Below are 15,407 nucleotides of genomic sequence, written 5' to 3'. Positions count from 1 at the left end.
GGAGTTCGCTGCAGCCTCTTCGATAAATGATATTCAACTCACCAGGCCTCCGGCTCTCTTAGCATATGGACAATGTTGCACGGATTCATGATCCAGCCGCCCTTGAAACCGTCGGGTAACGGTTCAACGGCATCACAACGGACTACACCACATTGTTCGATGTACTTTTCTGCACCACTGAAATTGGGCGTGAATAATTCCAGCCAGAGTTCTGCCTGACTAAGTCCCGGAGCTTCATCAATCCAGAGTTTGTTCGGCCCGAGTTCAAATCCCACTGCCGGCGGCTTATCGATAATTTCGGGTAACCGAATAATATTCCGATAAAAATCAATCGTCTGCTGATACTGATGTGATGGGACCTTCATCGCGATGTCGATACCACCTTTGATATCGGTTTTATTCATAAGGAATTTCCTTCCCGGGCGATGGCAATACTAAACTAGTATAGTTCATACCTTGTGCACACTTAGCTAAATCATTGACAGGAGAATTGATGATGTCCGACTGGAATCCGGCGCTGTATATGCAATATGGTGCAGAGCGTTCAAGACCCGCCGCAGAACTGCTGGCCAGAATTCAACTTGAGCCTGTCTCTTCCGTGGTTGATTTGGGATGTGGCCCCGGTAACAGTACCGCGTTACTGCAACAGCGCTGGCCTGGCGCGAGCATTACTGGCGTGGATACCTCCCCGGCAATGCTGGACGAGGCGCGAAAGGCTTTGCCAAATTGTCATTTTGTTGAAGCGGATATTCGCCAGTTTCAACCCGTCACACCGCCCGATGTCATTTACGCTAATGCCTCGCTGCAATGGATCCCCGATCACTATGATCTGTTTCCACACCTGGTCAACCTGCTGAATAACAACGGTATTCTGGCCGTACAAATGCCGGATAACTGGCTGGAGCCTTCGCATGTGCTGATGCGCGAGGTTGCTTACGAACAGGACTATCCGAATCGCGGTCGCGACGCCCTGCCCGGCGTTCACGCGTATTACGACATTCTGAGCGAAGCGGGATGCGAGGTAGATATCTGGCGCACAACCTATTATCACAGGATGCGTTCACATCAGGCGATTATTGACTGGGTCAGTGCGACAGGGTTACGCCCGTGGCTGCAGGATCTCAATGAACACGAGCAGCAACGGTTCCTGAAACGCTATCATCAGCTATTACAAGAGCAATACCCACTTCAGGAAGATGGTCAGATATTACTGGCATTTCCGCGCTTATTCCTGATTGCGCGTCGCCAGTCCTGATCTCACTCTCTCAGCGGACAGGCTGCTTTCCAGGCGGCCAGCTTCGCTTTATTATTCCCTGTCGGCCGTGATAATAGCCAGTGTGAAAGCTGACGATCGTCCGTTGCGGTACGCTTCTTTGCTTGACGAGTTGCAGGTGTCGCTTTGGCAGGCGGTGTCGATACGATTCCGGTCGTCGCCGGAGAGTGTATTTTGACTAATAGCTGACAATGTCCGCCTTGCACCGCCGTCTTGCGAACGCTGAATTCGATGTCGCGTTTGTCGTGGCGGTGACAGAGATAATGCAGAATCCCGCTGGCCCGGCGCAAGTCAATATGAAATGCCTGGCTTACGTCATGGCGCGAAAACTCTTTATTGCGCAGAAATCCCCACCAGGCAACGGCTCTGAACAGCGGCATTTCCCCTAAATGCTGGATTTCCTCGGGCATGTGAAAACGGTGCTCCACGCGTCTTTTCGTGGTGGAGGACGATGGATTAATAAACATCGCGTTCCCTTGATACTGATTGGCCTGAATATCAGGTGGATTAAAAGTGTCCAATACATTTATCACGCAAATAGAGTGGATTTATTTGATCTCAATGAGCCTGCGATAAATCACTTTAATTACCTTGTAACGGAGGTTTCCTGCGTTATTCGTCAGGTAATAGAGTGATGCAGTCTATTAATTCACACTTTTCGTTAATAGATCAGGGAAGTGTTGATGATAGAGACATCCCCGCGCATCCTACAGAATGCGCGGGGTTAAGTTTTAAAAGCGCAGCTTCAAACCAAGCACTGCCTGGGTATCGCTAAATCCCTCACTGCCGATCTGCTGACCAATATTTCCCCACAGATGCAGGCGCGAATTTATTTTCGCCTCGACGCCCGTTCTGAGTTCTGCAATATTTTTCGCTCCATCGATCGAGCTGCTGATCTCATTCATTGAGACCGCATCATTACGCGTATTATGCAGCCAGTTCAACTCAACAAAGGGCTGAAAGAGTCGATCTTTACCTTCATCGCGAATAGAGTAGCCCTGCATAAAAGCTTTTACCCCAAGACGACTTTGTAGATTACCCTTCCCTTTATCCCGCACCCATGTGCCGTTATCTTCACGATGATCGTCGGCAGAGACGCCCATCCAGATTAGCTGTGCTTGCGGTTGCAACCAGTAACTCAGTCGCGGTTGTTCAGTCAGTTTAACGGTATGTCCCATCTCCAGAGACGCGGTCATTCCTTTCGAGCGATAGCGTTCTTCCGTCAGAGATTGTCCGCGCACCGTGTTATCAAACCAGTTGTAGAGCACCCATGCGTCTATCCAGGTCCCCTGCTTCGCGGCGTTATCGGCATACCAGGTCGCATACAAGCCTGTGCTGTAACCCGAAACCGTGCCGTCAGCACGATAATGGGATAATGATGACCGGGTATTGCTCTGACTGTTGGCATAACCCGTCATGACACCAAGATGCCAGCGATCCTCCTGACCGGAACTCCATTGAGCCAGATCGCCGCCAATCTGCACCACATAACGATTACTTTGACTGCTTAACTGCCCTGAACGGTCATGAAAACGAGTATGCCCACCGACATTACGTAGCCACAGACTGGTGACACGCGTTTCCCCGGAGATCGGATCGATATACTGCGTTTCACCTAACCTGTCGTGCAAACGGGTAGCAAACAGGGTGTTAGCCGCCCTGCGGTTTGCCAGGTACGCTCCCATTTCCGGGCGCATCACCACGGCGGATGCGCGCTCGATGCCTGGGGACGGCGTAGGCAAGGGCTTCTGATCACCCTCTTTCGGTTCGATAATCGGGTCAGGGTCATCTATGGGATCGGTATCGTCGACGGGCGCCCAGTTATTGACCAGATACCAGTGGTTGGAATCCATGATCCCATCATCATTTTCACTTTCAACTCCGCGTAATAGCGCGTAGTCATACGCCCCGGCAACCAGACGGTTTTGGGCAACAAATTCACCCGTAGAATCTCCAGCCACCTGGACAACTCGCGCACCGTTCAGATCACCAACCGCGACACTGCCTAATTCCTTCAACACGACCCGGGTTGTTCCTGTGGTGTTTCCTGAAACATTAAGCTGGTTAACCACCGGTTTTTGCTGCACTTGATCCTGCGTGGTGTTCAGGATAAGTAAGCCATTGTCACTGGCATAATCGCCCCTGACCGTCAGGACACTGCTGGACAGCGCCAGAGCATCGCGGTTGACCAGCGGATCGCCAAAGCTCAGCGTCCCACCAAGCTGAAGTGACTGAATGGTTTGACTGTAACCGTTAAGATCGAGCGTGGCACCGTCCCCGACTGTGAAATCAGAATTCGGGCTAAAACCTGTGACGCTTCCAGCGCTGAGCGTTCCGCGACTGATGTGAGTATTTCCGGTATAACGATTATCGCCGCTCAGTTGCGTCCGGCCGGGTCCGCTATGGTTGACATTACCGTAGCCTTCTATTGCTGCATTCAGAGAGTAATCATCGCTGGTGTGGTTGAAGTTCAGTGTTGCGGTACTGTTATTCTGATTTGTGTCGCTCAGTACAATGAGCGGCGTCTCGATAGATCCTGCTTCTTGTGCGGTTTCACCGGGTTTACCACCGATATTGATTGTAGCGGTACTTCCTGTCCCAATACCGAGCCTGATTTTCTCTCCTGCCTTAACTTTGCCGCCATTACTGATATTGAGTTCGCCTTTGGCATCATTTGGCGTGGTTTTAAAGCCCCCCAAAATGAGCGATGTACCGACCTCTAAAAGTGAATTTTCACCCTCGACATTGACGACGCCGTTTCCTTTGCGATTCGTGGTGAGCGTTTTGCCGACATAGCCAATATTCATATGTTCACGAACAAAGAGTTGCCCACCATTCAAAATATCCAGTCGGCCTTCTGCCTGATCGCCCACAACAGTCCAGCCGGAACGGATCGAAGAATTCTCACCTTCTATGGTGGTAAGCCCCTTTGCATCAGCATAAAACTCGCCAATACGCAGTTCGTCGATATTAGTGATCTGACTTCCCTCTTTAACCGTTAATGTTCCATCGCCGTTATTTTTGCCGACAAACAAATTCTCGCCACTGAGGTCCCATTGCGCACCTTCGGTTAGCGTCACAATACCGACAGCACCATCACCAATCGCGCTTTCAGATGATTTAATGGTGCGTCCTCTTATTGTGAGTTCACCTTTTGTGCCTTCACCGACAGTCAGGGAACCAAACTCACGCCAACCCAGTTCGTTATTCTCTTTAGCAGATAAAATCACATGGGCATTTTTATTGATAAGAACATCACTGTCCGGAGCCGTAGGCGTCCAGGTTGCCATGACGTTATTTGCTGCTTTAAGTTTTTTCTCAACACAGTATGTTGCCGATTCACTTTCGCAACGTACCTCTTCCGCCAGCAGTCCTGTCGGGGCAATAAGACCAGTGGTGGCAAGTAACAATCCTTGAATAGCCGGCAATGGTGACAGAGACTTTATTGATACGAGTGACGGCGTCGACTTCTTTATATCAACGTGTGGGATCGTGTTCATTCCTGATTGAATAGCGTTCATAGATAATCCTCCTGATCATCGTTTAACATCCTGATATGCACTGATGGCATGCGGATGTTTTAAGAACGCCTTAAATCCCTTATCAAGAGTTATTTATGTTCGTACAGAAATTATGCGGTCATTATCTGAAATTCAATCATCGATAATAAGATAATCCTGAAAACCGGCATTAGCGCATTGACACGCACAGTCTGTCGTTCATTAACTGGAAGGTTCTCTTCTTTCATGTCAACTGGTAGTGCTTATCCGACATCAGTTTAGCTGGAATGGCTGATTCATCATTCATCTCCAGCAGATCAATTTCGATGGCATTACAGATAGCATCAAGGGGCAAGTCGTTGTTCTCTGTCCCAAACGGATCTTCCAGTTCTTCCGCCAGTGCATCCAGAGAGATAAAGGTGTAGGAGATGAGGACCGAAATAAAAGGCGTCATGTAATGCAGATCGACCACCAGGGCGAAAGGCAGCATGATGCAAAACAGATAAACGGTGCGATGAAGGATTAGCGTGTAGGCAAACGGCACCGGCGTATTGGCGATTCTTTCGCAACCGGCAAGAACGGCGGACATGTCATTTAAGCGATTGTTTAAACTATGAAACAGGATATCCGAAAGCTGTCCGTCGCGACGACGTATCGCCAGCCATTCCCCCATCATCAGTAAAATGCGGTTTGCCGGAGAGTGAGAGGCAAACACACGTTGCAGATCTTCCGTGCTAAGATACTTCGCCAGCGGCTCAGCCTGTGGTTTGTGCCGTAGCGTCATGCGCAGGCAGTGAGCGAAGGCGATTTGCAGCCGGACAAACTGCCCTAACTCGCGGTCATCCGGTAATACCGTTTTGACTTCCCGCAGCAACGAGCGAGACGCGATCATCAGTTGTCCCCAGAGTTGACGCGCCTCGACATAACGGGAATAACAGGCGTTATTGCGAAAGCCCAAAAAGATAGCGATTGCCACACCGAGAATACTGAACGGTGCGAGGGTAAATTTGATACCCAGCATCGTATACCACGGCAGCAGGACGATCACGGCAATAGACAGCAGAAAATTGAGCAGCAAGCGGGAAGAGATTTTTGCCAGTACAGAGCCGTGCCAGACGAATATCAGGCGTAACCAGTGCTGTTGGGGACGAACGATCATGACGGTTTTCTGGAAAGAGACGAATCCCGCTATTAAACGTGATCTGGATCAAACATTCAAGCACGTTACACGTTACACGTGACATTGTCACCTGTTTCTCGCTGAAAGACCCTTTCATGCACAGGACTTGCATTGGGGGAAATAGTATTAATCACATTGTATGTTGTAACTATAACGATCGTATAAGAAACCCGGCCTTAGCCGGGTCACTGTTTTAGCACAGCGGTTTCACCGCTTCACGCATTCCTTTTGACAGAATCGCATCGAGATCGGCTGCCACTTGCTCAACCAGCCCTGCCACTTTCGTCAGGTCTTGTTCCCAGTGTTCCTCCACCGCCAGAACGTGACTCACCAGTTGTTGAGTCGTCATCTGGCGATCGCCATGCTGGCTCCAGAGTTGCTGGAAACGGGTGATCCAGTGCGCATCGTCCTGAACCGGATACGTTTCCCCATTACGCTCACCGCGATAGAAAGCAATCAGGGCGGCTAATGCGAAGGTCAGACGAGCCGGGAGTTGGCCGTTCGCCTTCTGCCCTGCCAACAACTGCGGAAGAATGCGGGTGCGGAACTTGGTCATCCCGTTCAACGCAATCGACAGCAACTGGTGCTTAATGTAGGGGTTACGGAAACGTCCGGTTACCGCACTGGCAAAGGATTCCAGCTCATCACGCGGCAGATCGAGAACCGGGATGATCTCCTCATAAATCGCTTTTTCCACAAAGGCGCAGATTTCGGTGTCATTCATCGCCTCGCCGACCGTATCCAGTCCGGCCTGGAATGCCACCGGTACCAACGCCGTGTGCGCACCGTTAAGGATAGCGACTTTGCGCTCTTTGTACGGCTTAATATCGTCAACAATCAGAACGTTAAGCGGATATTTATCGAGACGCAGTTCTGCTGCCAGTGATTTCGGTCCCTGGATCACAAACAGATAGAAGTGTTCGGCTGTATCAAGGAAACCATCGTGATAGCCCAGTTCGGTCTCCAACTGCGCCGCTTCATCGCGCGGGTAGCCCGTAACGATACGGTCCACCAGCGTGGAACAGAAGATGTTTGCCTGATCCAGCCAGGTGATAAATGCCGCTGGCAGTGCCCACTCCTGCGCATAACGCAGCACCAGTTCACGCAGCGCATCACCATTATAATCAATCAGTTCGCAAGGGATGATGATCCAACCTTTATCCTGCGCGCCGTTGAAGTGGCTGTAGCGTTCAAACAGAAGACGCGTTAGCTTCGCCGGATAACTTACCGCTGGCGCATCATCAAATTTATCACCGGCGTGATAACTGATGCCCGCTTCCGTGGTGTTAGAGAACACAAAACGCATCTCAGGATTGTGCGCCAGTTTCAGGAACGCATCGTAATCACCGTAAACACTGATTTCACGATTCACCGAACGAATCAAACGGGCATCGCTGACGGCTTCTCCCTGTTCATTCAGACCACGAATGATTGTCGTGTAAAGGCCATCCTGCGTACTGAGTGAAGGTGGGAATGTACTTTCAATAGGTCGAACAATGACCACACCCGAATTCAGATCGGTATGTTCATTCAGCAGATCAACCTGCCAGTCAACAAAGGCGCGAAGGAAGTTACCTTCACCAAACTGAATGATGCGTTCAGGATAGTGAGCACCGGGAAAATCGCGACGGTTAAGTGTTTTCACAATGGGTTCCCTTTCGATTAGTCATACAACCTGATTAAATTGGTAGAACAGGTTAGCAAAACTTTACGAGAGTAAAACCCTGTTTTGATCAATTCATGACAACTATTTATAGAGATTTATAGAAAAGCGTGGTGCCGGTCAGCTTTCCATCGGGCATCAACGCATAATCAGGGATCTCACCGGCTTTGAGCCAGCCACAAGAGTGGTAGAACAACTCAGCATCACTTCCCGTAGCGGTATCGAGTACCAGCTGCGTTTTTTGCTGCTGTATTGCACACGTTTCCAGCGCAGTCATCAGCTGACGGGCTAATCCCTGGCGACGCGCGCTGGAGTGAACAAGAAGTTTCGCCACGTCCGCGCGATGAGGTTGATTTTCCGGCTGCTGGAGGATGAGTTGCACCGTACCGACAATCACGCCTGAGGGGTTGTCGACCGCAAGAACGACGCGCTCCCCTCTGCCCGCGCTTTGCGCGACGTCATGCCAGAATGCACGTGCTTTTGAGTGTGTAAAAGGTAAAACAAAACTGACTGATGCACCGCGCGTCACGCAGTCGGTCAGGACGTCACAGAGCTCATCAATTCTCGCCTCGATGGCTGCCGCATCCAGCACATAACAGGATTTTGCCAGGGTCATGTTGTCTCCTTTATTGAGACAACACCATGCACTTAACATTGTGATAACACAACAGACAGTGACATAGGATATTGTTATGCCAGATCGCTTCCAGCGAAAACTGTCTTATCCGTCCGGCGGTCACTGGTCCGATTACGACCTTCATTCTTCGAACGGTATAAACACTCGTCCGCTTCAACCATCAATTTGTTGAATACGTCCGTCAGCAAATGGGAACCCATACTGCCATTCCCAAGGCCAATGCTCACCGTCAGATAGATATTCTGCTGGTTCCAGGTAAAGGGATCACGAGCGACAGCGTTGCGAATATTTTCCGCCAGCAGCATCCCTTCCTCGGGATGTATTGAGGGAACCACGACGGCAAACTCTTCCCCTCCCATACGCGCCACCAGTCCCCGGTCGCCGATAATTTGTTGAATACGCTGCGCAAACACGCTGAGCACCCGATCGCCACATTCATGACCGAAGTTGTCATTAATGCTCTTGAAGTAATCGATGTCCAGCAGCATGACGGTAATATGCTGCGAGCGCGGATACTCCTGACGCTTCAGCGCTTCATAGAGTCCGGAACGAGAATAGACATGGGTAAGAAAATCGAAATCGGCACGCAGGGAAACTTGCTTCATCAGGGAATTAATCGCCGCAACGCTGACCGAAACCATAATGGGGCAAATCGCCATTGTGGCAATGCCCAGTCGCGCAGAGAACATCTGCGGCGTAGACAACGGTGACTCCACCGCGATATTGATAATCGAATTGGCCACCAGCACAATTTCAACGGCGCCGGTAATAAAGGTCAGCAGACAGGTGACCTGCGGGGTGTAGCGCACTGCGCACCAGATCAGTGCCGGCAACGGAAAGGCCAGGCTTCCGGCGCCCCCAATAATGACCGATGCCAGTACCGAAATCATTAACGCCACCACGGGCATTAGCTGTTCGGGTTTAAAACGTTTCACCGCACCGGGAATACCCAACGTCAACATACAGGGCACAATCAGCACCCCGGTCGAGAATTGTTCGCTAAACCAGTCAGCCACCAGTGGCCAGAATGACAGTCGGTCGATACCCACAGACCCCATCGCGCCAATTATTGCGCAGAACAGTGCCGCAATCAGACAGTAATTAAATAAGCGCAACGCACTGATGGGCTCATATTTATTTTTCCCCAGTCGTTTATCACGGATCACCAGTTGGGCGACAATCACGATAAACACCATGTTGGAAAAATTAATGACCAACGACGCCCATCCCCACTCGGTGGTGATCGCATCATAGCCCAGCATGGCAACATAGCTGACAGCGTAATAATGCAGTTTGTTAAGCCAGACGTAGCGTGCGAAAACCCCGGCTATCACGCCGTTGAGCGGCCAGAACAGCGAGAGCTCATGCACCAGACGCAGCTCGGCGCCAATAAAGTAGAACAGTGTGGTTAAGGCAAAAATAACGCTGGCGTTACGCAGTGGATGACCTTCCTGAAACAGCCGGAAAGGAGGAATGTGGAGTACGTGCATTAAATATCTATCCATATAATTGCCGTAGGCAATTATCTCTGCGTAATGGTTATAATATTTAAGAGAATAGCATGAATTATTCTCAAAGGTAGCCGTCCTCCTGCCGCGTTAACATTTTTATTTGTTAACTCCGCCAGCAATAAACCACGCTTATTTTATGGGATTAACGTAACCATTTAATTATTACGGTGTATTCATTTGAAGCACTAACCAGTGATGGATAACAGCGACCACATACTGCTGTTGCTCATCGCTCAACGGCTGTCCCTGGGCGATATTATGCCACTTGGCAAGACAGCCGCGACAGCAGGTCGCCGTGGCATGTTGGGCGATAAATACCGGATGACCGCGCATCGGCGTTTGTTTGCCATCATTGACCGGTGTGGCTGGCGCAAGTCGCTTCGCCACAAAATCCGCAGCATGCCGATCGATAACCTCTGCCCCTTTATCCCAGCAATACTGTCTCTCTTTCGTGCCCAGTCGAAAACGGGAGCGAAACGGCGAGCGCGACAGACGGGCAAAAAGCGGATCAAACGTGTTCATCAGTAAACTGAGCGTCCTAAGCGTTGTGTTAGCTGTTCAAGCACCGCGATACCCGCGAGCGAATTCCCGGTCGGATCCAGTTCAGGACTCCACACGGCAATCGCCATCTCATGCGGCACTATCGCCACAATCCCCCCACCAACGCCCGATTTCGCTGGCAAGCCAACGCGCCAGGCAAATTCCCCGGCATTCTGATACATTCCGCTGGTCGCCATCAGCGCATTTATCTGTCGCGCCTGCATCGGCGTCACCACGGGCTCATCAAGATGAAACGCTTTCCCCTGGTTCGCCAGAAAGACAAACGTCTTCGCCAGTTCCACACAGCTCATTTTCAGCGCACAGTAATGAAAATAGTTTTGCAGGACCGTCGTCACGTCATGATGAAAATTGCCGAAGGATTTCATCAGCCAGGCAATGGCGGCATTGCGGGCGGAATGTTCGAACTCTGAGCGGGCCACCACCGCATCATACGCGATATCAGGCACGCCGCTCAGCGCGCGAACCACTTCCAGCATACGCTGACGCGGTGCGCTGAGTCGCCCCTGTAACATATCGCAGACGACCAGCGCCCCGGCATTAATAAACGGATTACGCGGAATGCCGGACTCCATTTCTAACTGCACCAGCGAATTAAACGGTGAACCGGACGGATCTTTCCCCACACGCTGCCAGATCTCATCCTCTGAATAGTGACGCATCGCCACCACCAGACTGAGCACCTTTGAAATCGACTGAATGGAAAAGCGTTCCGCCGCATCCCCGGCCTGCCAGAGCTGACCTTCCACGGTGCAAATCGCAATACCCAGTCGGGAACCCTCAACCGAGGCCAGCGCAGGAATATAGTCCGCCACTTTGCCCTGACCAATCAGCGGGCGAACCTCCGCCAGAATGGTCTCTAAAATTGAATTGTCCAGGGTGATTGCCACACCACGCTCCTTGCCTGCCGGTCTGAAAAGGGCTGCGAGTATAGCAGAGCGGAATACCCCACGTCAGGCCGGAAGTCGGAATCTCGCCACGGCGTGAATCAACTGGTGCGATTCATGATGCAACTGCTGCGAGGAGGCGGATGCCGTATCCACCAGTTCGCGGGTGTCACGAGCGACCAGGTTCAGCGCCTGTAGCTGACGCGTCATCTGATGGATCCGGGTTCCCTGATGCAGCGTCGCGGCGGAGATATCATTCAGCGAGGCACCCAGATTTTCCACCAGCGCGATCACCTGCTGTAAGTTCTCTTCCAGATGCGTCACCGCGCTCGATCCTTCTTCAATCCCCTGCAGAGAGTGATAGATCAGCGCCTGAATATCCTGCGTGGACTGACTGCTCTTGCGCGCCAGCAGCCCCACTTCTCTTGCCACCACTGCAAAACCGCGTCCCTGCTCACCGGCATGGGCGGCTTCAATGGCCGCGTTCAGCGCCAGAATGTTAGTCTGGAAGGCGACGTTATCAATCAGCGCAATAATCCCGCGCATCTCCGCCGAGCGCGTCACAATCGCCTGCATTGAACGATTCACGGTATCCATCATTCGGTCACCGCCAGCCGCAATGGCGCGCGCTTCCTCCGCACGCTGATTCGCCAGTTGGGCAAACCCGCTGTTATCTTCAACGTGCGTTTCCAGTACAGAAATATGCGAGGTGACGTTATTCAGTTCTTCGTTCTGTTTCGCCGACTGCTGATACAAGCGGGTATTGTTTTGCGCCAGCCTTTCGATATTGTCAGCCATCGCCGTTGTTGCCTCACTGACCTGCTGGACGAGCTCACGTAGTCCCTGCTGCATCGCGCCAATACGCACGTGGAGCTGCGACACTTCCCGGTTAGACCCAGGTACGGCAGGAATCGGCTGTGAGAGATCGCCTGCCGCCAGAATATCGATATGTGCGATCAACCGGCGCAGCGGAGAAATCACCCAGCGCGACATTCCCCACCAGACCGCGATCGCAATGGCCAACAGCATTACCGGAAGTAATAAGAACAGATGCTGGAGATCGAGTAGACGATCCAGCAGTTGTTGTCGTCCGCTTTCCCGCGCCTGCGCAGTGACCTTTTGCACTCTGGCATAGTTATCGTTGAAGTCGGCCTGAAACGCCTGAATGGGTACTGCAAAGAACGCATCGATCGACTGCGTCTTACTTAACCCTGTCACCTGCTCCTGGATACCGCCGCTAAAGCGCTGATAACTCTCAACCAGCCCGTCGTCCGCCTGCGGGTTCATGTCGCGCCACGCCTGCCACGCGGTTGTTGACTGGGTTAACGCCTGCCGGGCTTCGTCGATCAACGGCTGCCAGCTACCTTCAGAACCCGTGGCGGCATCCTGCATAAAGTAGACCCCCGCCCGATTGAGCAGATCGCTGGCGGTCAGAAGCGCGATCCGCGCCTCTTCGACTTTTGTCTGCTGACGCAACGCCAGTTGGTTACGCTGCTCGTTTTCCCTGGCCTGACTGACAGAAAACGACAGCATCAGTGATGACGTCATTTGCAGCACGGAAAACAGCGCGATAATGCAAAAAATCCCGGTTAACAGGCCAAACTGCTGAGGCAGAAAACGGCGCATAACGCGACGAAAAGTTTGAGTTAAGTTCATAATATTCTTCAGTATCAACACGTTAAACGCGAGTCTACGAAGCGTAAATGACAAAACTATGGCAGAAATGTGACAAGGCGCCCCGCAGAGCGCCAGAAAGATTAGCGTCGGTTCTTCCAGACGGTCTGCACATTACAGAATTCATGCAGACCAAAGTGCGAGAGTTCACGACCAAAACCGCTCTTCTTAACCCCACCAAACGCCACCCGGGCATCGCTGGCGCTGAAGCCGTTGATGAAGACACCGCCGCATTCCAGACGTGCGGTCATCTCCAGTGCCCGGGCTTCATCGGCGGTAAAAAGGGTCGCCGACAGACCGAAGTCACTGTTGTTTGCAAGTTCCAGCGCATGTTCAGCACTCTTCGCCACGGCGATCGCCGCAACCGGTCCGAAAAGTTCTTCGCGAAACGCCGTCATCTCAGGGGTCACGTTGGTCAGCACAGTAGCCGGATAAAAGTTACCGGCTCCGGATAGCTTCTCGCCGCCAAGCCGTAGCTGAGCGCCTTCGGCAATCGTAGCCTGCACCTGCTGATGCAACTCGTCACGCAGATCGGCACGCGCCATCGGCCCAAGTTCGCTCTCTTCCGCCAGCGGATCGCCCTGCTTCAGTGCGGCGGCAGCAGCGACAAAGCGCTCGGTAAAACACTCTGCGATCCCCTCTTCGAGAATAAAGCGTTTTGCCGCCGCACAAACCTGCCCGCTATTCTGATAGCGTCCGGCCACCGCCGCCTGCACCGCCAGATCCAGATCGGCGTCGTTAAGCACGATAAACGGATCGGAACCGCCCAGCTCCAACACACATTTTTTCAATGCTGCACCGGCCTGAGCGCCAATGGCCGCCCCGGCACGTACGCTACCGGTCACCGTCACGGCCGCAATCCGCGCATCGTTAATCAATGTACTGACGCCCTGATTATCCGCATTCAGCCAGCCGTAAACGCCAGCGGGTATCGCCGCATCAGTAAAGACCTGGCTGATGATTTTTGCGCAGCCGGTAACATTTGGCGCAGGCTTAAGCAGATAGCCATTCCCGGCCAGTAAAATCGGAACCGCCCCGCGCAGCACCTGCCACAACGGAAAGTTCCACGGCATGACCGCCAGAATGGTACCTAACGGACGGTACTCAATCACCGCCTGTTGGTTTTCCACCTGTGTGGGTTCGGCGTCCAGCATCGCCGGGCCATGTTCTGCGTACCAGTCACACAACGCCGCTGATTTTGCCACTTCTGCACGCGCCTGTTTAATTGGTTTGCCCATCTCACGGGTAATGCACTGCGCCATCTCTTCGCCACGCACGCGTAATGCCTGGCCGATGTCGCGTAATTTCTGCGCCCGATACGCCACCGTGGTCTGTTTCCAGTCACGAAATCCCACAGCCGCAAGCTGTAGCGCCTGTTCAATGTCCTGGGCCGTAGACCACGGCAGCGCTGAAAGACGTTCGCCATTGCACGGGTTGATGGAAATGGCATGGGTTGCCGGTGAAATCGTCATACAGTCTCTCCGTCGTTCTTGATGTCATCATCATGGACGCGTTTACTCTTTCCGAAAAATGAATAATATTAACCAAACCATTCACGAAGAGAGAAAACCATGGATCTGACCCAACTGGAGATGTTTAACGCGGTCGCCGAAACGGGCAGCATCACCCAGGCGGCGGTGAAGGTGCATCGTGTCCCCTCCAATCTCACCACCCGCATTCGCCAACTGGAGGCGGATCTCGGCGTCGATCTGTTTATTCGCGAGAACCAGCGCCTGCGCCTTTCCCCCGCCGGGCACAACTTTCTGCGCTACAGTCAGCAGATACTCGCGCTGGTTGACGAGGCGCGGATGGTCGTCGCCGGTGATGAACCCCAGGGGCTATTCTCGCTGGGCGCGCTGGAGAGCACGGCCGCCGTGCGCATACCGGCCACGCTTGCCCGCTACAATCAGCGTTACCCCAAAATCCAGTTCTCTCTGGCGACCGGCCCCTCTGGCAACATGCTGGACGGCGTGCTTGAAGGTCATCTCAATGCGGCCTTTGTAGACGGACCGATTACCCACCCCGGCCTTGAAGGGATGCCGGTATATCAGGAAGAGATGATGGTGGTCACGCCGCACGGTCACGCGCCGGTGACCCGCGCCAGCGAGGTCAACGGCAGTAATATTTACGCCTTTCGCGCCAACTGTTCCTATCGCCGCCATTTCGAAAACTGGTTTCATGCCGATCGGGCAATGCCGGGCACGATCCACGAAATGGAGTCCTATCATGGCATGCTGGCCTGCGTGATTGCCGGTGCCGGTATCGCGCTGATCCCCCGTTCGATGCTGGAAAGTATGCCCGGACATCAGCAGGTCGACGCCTGGCCGCTGTCCGGGAACTGGCGCTGGCTGACCACCTGGCTGGTCTGGCGGCGCGGGGCGAAAATGCGCCAACTGGAGGCGTTCATTAAGCTGTTAACGGAACAGAGCTAAAAACGGGATCTGAATCACAAAACGATTGTCTTTTCATCAGCAAACGTTTTAAGATCGCATCCTCTCCTTTTCGCAACGAACCGATTCATTTT

At 52.6% G+C, this 15,407-nt stretch carries 13 protein-coding genes; 2 read left to right on the top strand and 11 right to left on the bottom strand.

Annotation, left to right across the window (positions count from 1 at the left end):
• Positions 1 to 38: 38 nt before the first annotated feature.
• A complete protein-coding gene (locus AL479_RS20940; RefSeq protein WP_061077491.1) occupies positions 39 to 404 on the bottom strand; it encodes a hypothetical protein in 366 nt (121 codons plus the stop codon).
• 92 nt (positions 405 to 496) lie between these two features.
• Between AL479_RS20940 and tam the strand changes: the two genes are divergently transcribed.
• Positions 497 to 1,255: a trans-aconitate 2-methyltransferase gene (tam, locus tag AL479_RS20935; protein ID WP_061078035.1), complete on the top strand. Its 759-nt coding sequence runs from the start codon at positions 497 to 499 to the stop codon at positions 1,253 to 1,255.
• A gap of 2 nt (positions 1,256 to 1,257) precedes the next feature.
• On the opposite strand, the gene AL479_RS20930 is transcribed toward tam, so the two are convergent.
• The 10 genes from AL479_RS20930 to sad form a co-directional block, all read right to left on the bottom strand.
• Positions 1,258 to 1,740, bottom strand: a complete 483-nt coding sequence (locus AL479_RS20930) for a CaiF/GrlA family transcriptional regulator (protein WP_061077490.1) — start codon at positions 1,738 to 1,740, stop codon at positions 1,258 to 1,260.
• A gap of 264 nt (positions 1,741 to 2,004) precedes the next feature.
• Positions 2,005 to 4,794 carry an autotransporter outer membrane beta-barrel domain-containing protein gene (locus tag AL479_RS20925; RefSeq protein WP_081093695.1) on the bottom strand — a complete coding sequence of 930 codons (2,790 nt, stop codon included), beginning with the start codon at positions 4,792 to 4,794 and terminating at the stop codon, positions 2,005 to 2,007.
• 223 nt (positions 4,795 to 5,017) lie between these two features.
• Complete coding sequence (locus tag AL479_RS20920; RefSeq protein ID WP_061077488.1) at positions 5,018 to 5,932, bottom strand: bestrophin family protein; 915 nt, start codon at positions 5,930 to 5,932, stop codon at positions 5,018 to 5,020.
• A gap of 214 nt (positions 5,933 to 6,146) precedes the next feature.
• Positions 6,147 to 7,598, bottom strand: a complete 1,452-nt coding sequence (locus tag AL479_RS20915; RefSeq protein ID WP_061077487.1) for a tagaturonate reductase — start codon at positions 7,596 to 7,598, stop codon at positions 6,147 to 6,149.
• A 106-nt stretch (positions 7,599 to 7,704) separates the two neighbouring features.
• A complete protein-coding gene (locus AL479_RS20910; RefSeq protein WP_061077486.1) occupies positions 7,705 to 8,232 on the bottom strand; it encodes a GNAT family N-acetyltransferase in 528 nt (175 codons plus the stop codon).
• 74 nt (positions 8,233 to 8,306) lie between these two features.
• Positions 8,307 to 9,743: a GGDEF domain-containing protein gene (locus AL479_RS20905; RefSeq protein ID WP_061077485.1), complete on the bottom strand. Its 1,437-nt coding sequence runs from the start codon at positions 9,741 to 9,743 to the stop codon at positions 8,307 to 8,309.
• Positions 9,744 to 9,926: 183 nt separating this feature from the next.
• Complete coding sequence (locus AL479_RS20900) at positions 9,927 to 10,286, bottom strand: DUF4186 domain-containing protein (RefSeq protein ID WP_061077484.1); 360 nt, start codon at positions 10,284 to 10,286, stop codon at positions 9,927 to 9,929.
• Positions 10,286 to 11,212, bottom strand: coding sequence for a glutaminase B (gene glsB / locus AL479_RS20895; RefSeq protein WP_061077483.1), 927 nt, complete (start codon positions 11,210 to 11,212; stop codon positions 10,286 to 10,288). Before glsB ends, AL479_RS20900 begins: the two co-directional genes overlap by 1 nt.
• Before the next feature lie 63 nt (positions 11,213 to 11,275).
• Positions 11,276 to 12,865: a methyl-accepting chemotaxis protein gene (locus AL479_RS20890; RefSeq protein ID WP_061077482.1), complete on the bottom strand. Its 1,590-nt coding sequence runs from the start codon at positions 12,863 to 12,865 to the stop codon at positions 11,276 to 11,278.
• Between the two features lie 101 nt (positions 12,866 to 12,966).
• Positions 12,967 to 14,355 (bottom strand): succinate-semialdehyde dehydrogenase, encoded by a 1,389-nt coding sequence (sad, locus tag AL479_RS20885; protein WP_061077481.1) that lies wholly within the window; start codon positions 14,353 to 14,355, stop codon positions 12,967 to 12,969.
• A 99-nt stretch (positions 14,356 to 14,454) separates the two neighbouring features.
• On the opposite strand from sad, the gene ptrR reads away from it, so the two are divergent.
• Positions 14,455 to 15,315 (top strand): putrescine utilization regulator PtrR, encoded by an 861-nt coding sequence (gene ptrR / locus AL479_RS20880; protein ID WP_061077480.1) that lies wholly within the window; start codon positions 14,455 to 14,457, stop codon positions 15,313 to 15,315.
• The last annotated feature ends 92 nt before the right edge of the window (positions 15,316 to 15,407 follow it).

It is taken from the genome of Citrobacter amalonaticus (assembly GCF_001559075.2).
Classification (GTDB): domain Bacteria; phylum Pseudomonadota; class Gammaproteobacteria; order Enterobacterales; family Enterobacteriaceae; genus Citrobacter_A; species Citrobacter_A amalonaticus_F.
The sequence above is the reverse complement of the archived record's forward strand: the minus strand, read 5'-3'. Positions and strand labels throughout refer to the sequence as shown.

Excerpts from the sequence above, each read along its gene's own strand:
- AL479_RS20910 (WP_061077486.1), bottom strand. The coding sequence starts at position 8,232 with ATGACCCTGGCAAAATCCTGTTATGTGCTGGATGCGGCAGCCATCGAG.
- sad (WP_061077481.1), bottom strand. The coding sequence starts at position 14,355 with ATGACGATTTCACCGGCAACCCATGCCATTTCCATCAACCCGTGCAAT.
- ptrR (WP_061077480.1), top strand. The coding sequence starts at position 14,455 with ATGGATCTGACCCAACTGGAGATGTTTAACGCGGTCGCCGAAACGGGC.
- AL479_RS20900 (WP_061077484.1), bottom strand. The coding sequence starts at position 10,286 with ATGAACACGTTTGATCCGCTTTTTGCCCGTCTGTCGCGCTCGCCGTTT.
- tam (WP_061078035.1), top strand. The coding sequence starts at position 497 with ATGTCCGACTGGAATCCGGCGCTGTATATGCAATATGGTGCAGAGCGT.
- AL479_RS20905 (WP_061077485.1), bottom strand. The coding sequence starts at position 9,743 with ATGCACGTACTCCACATTCCTCCTTTCCGGCTGTTTCAGGAAGGTCAT.
- AL479_RS20940 (WP_061077491.1), bottom strand. The coding sequence starts at position 404 with ATGAATAAAACCGATATCAAAGGTGGTATCGACATCGCGATGAAGGTC.
- AL479_RS20890 (WP_061077482.1), bottom strand. The coding sequence starts at position 12,865 with ATGAACTTAACTCAAACTTTTCGTCGCGTTATGCGCCGTTTTCTGCCT.
- AL479_RS20925 (WP_081093695.1), bottom strand. The coding sequence starts at position 4,794 with ATGAACGCTATTCAATCAGGAATGAACACGATCCCACACGTTGATATA.
- AL479_RS20930 (WP_061077490.1), bottom strand. The coding sequence starts at position 1,740 with ATGTTTATTAATCCATCGTCCTCCACCACGAAAAGACGCGTGGAGCAC.
- AL479_RS20920 (WP_061077488.1), bottom strand. The coding sequence starts at position 5,932 with ATGATCGTTCGTCCCCAACAGCACTGGTTACGCCTGATATTCGTCTGG.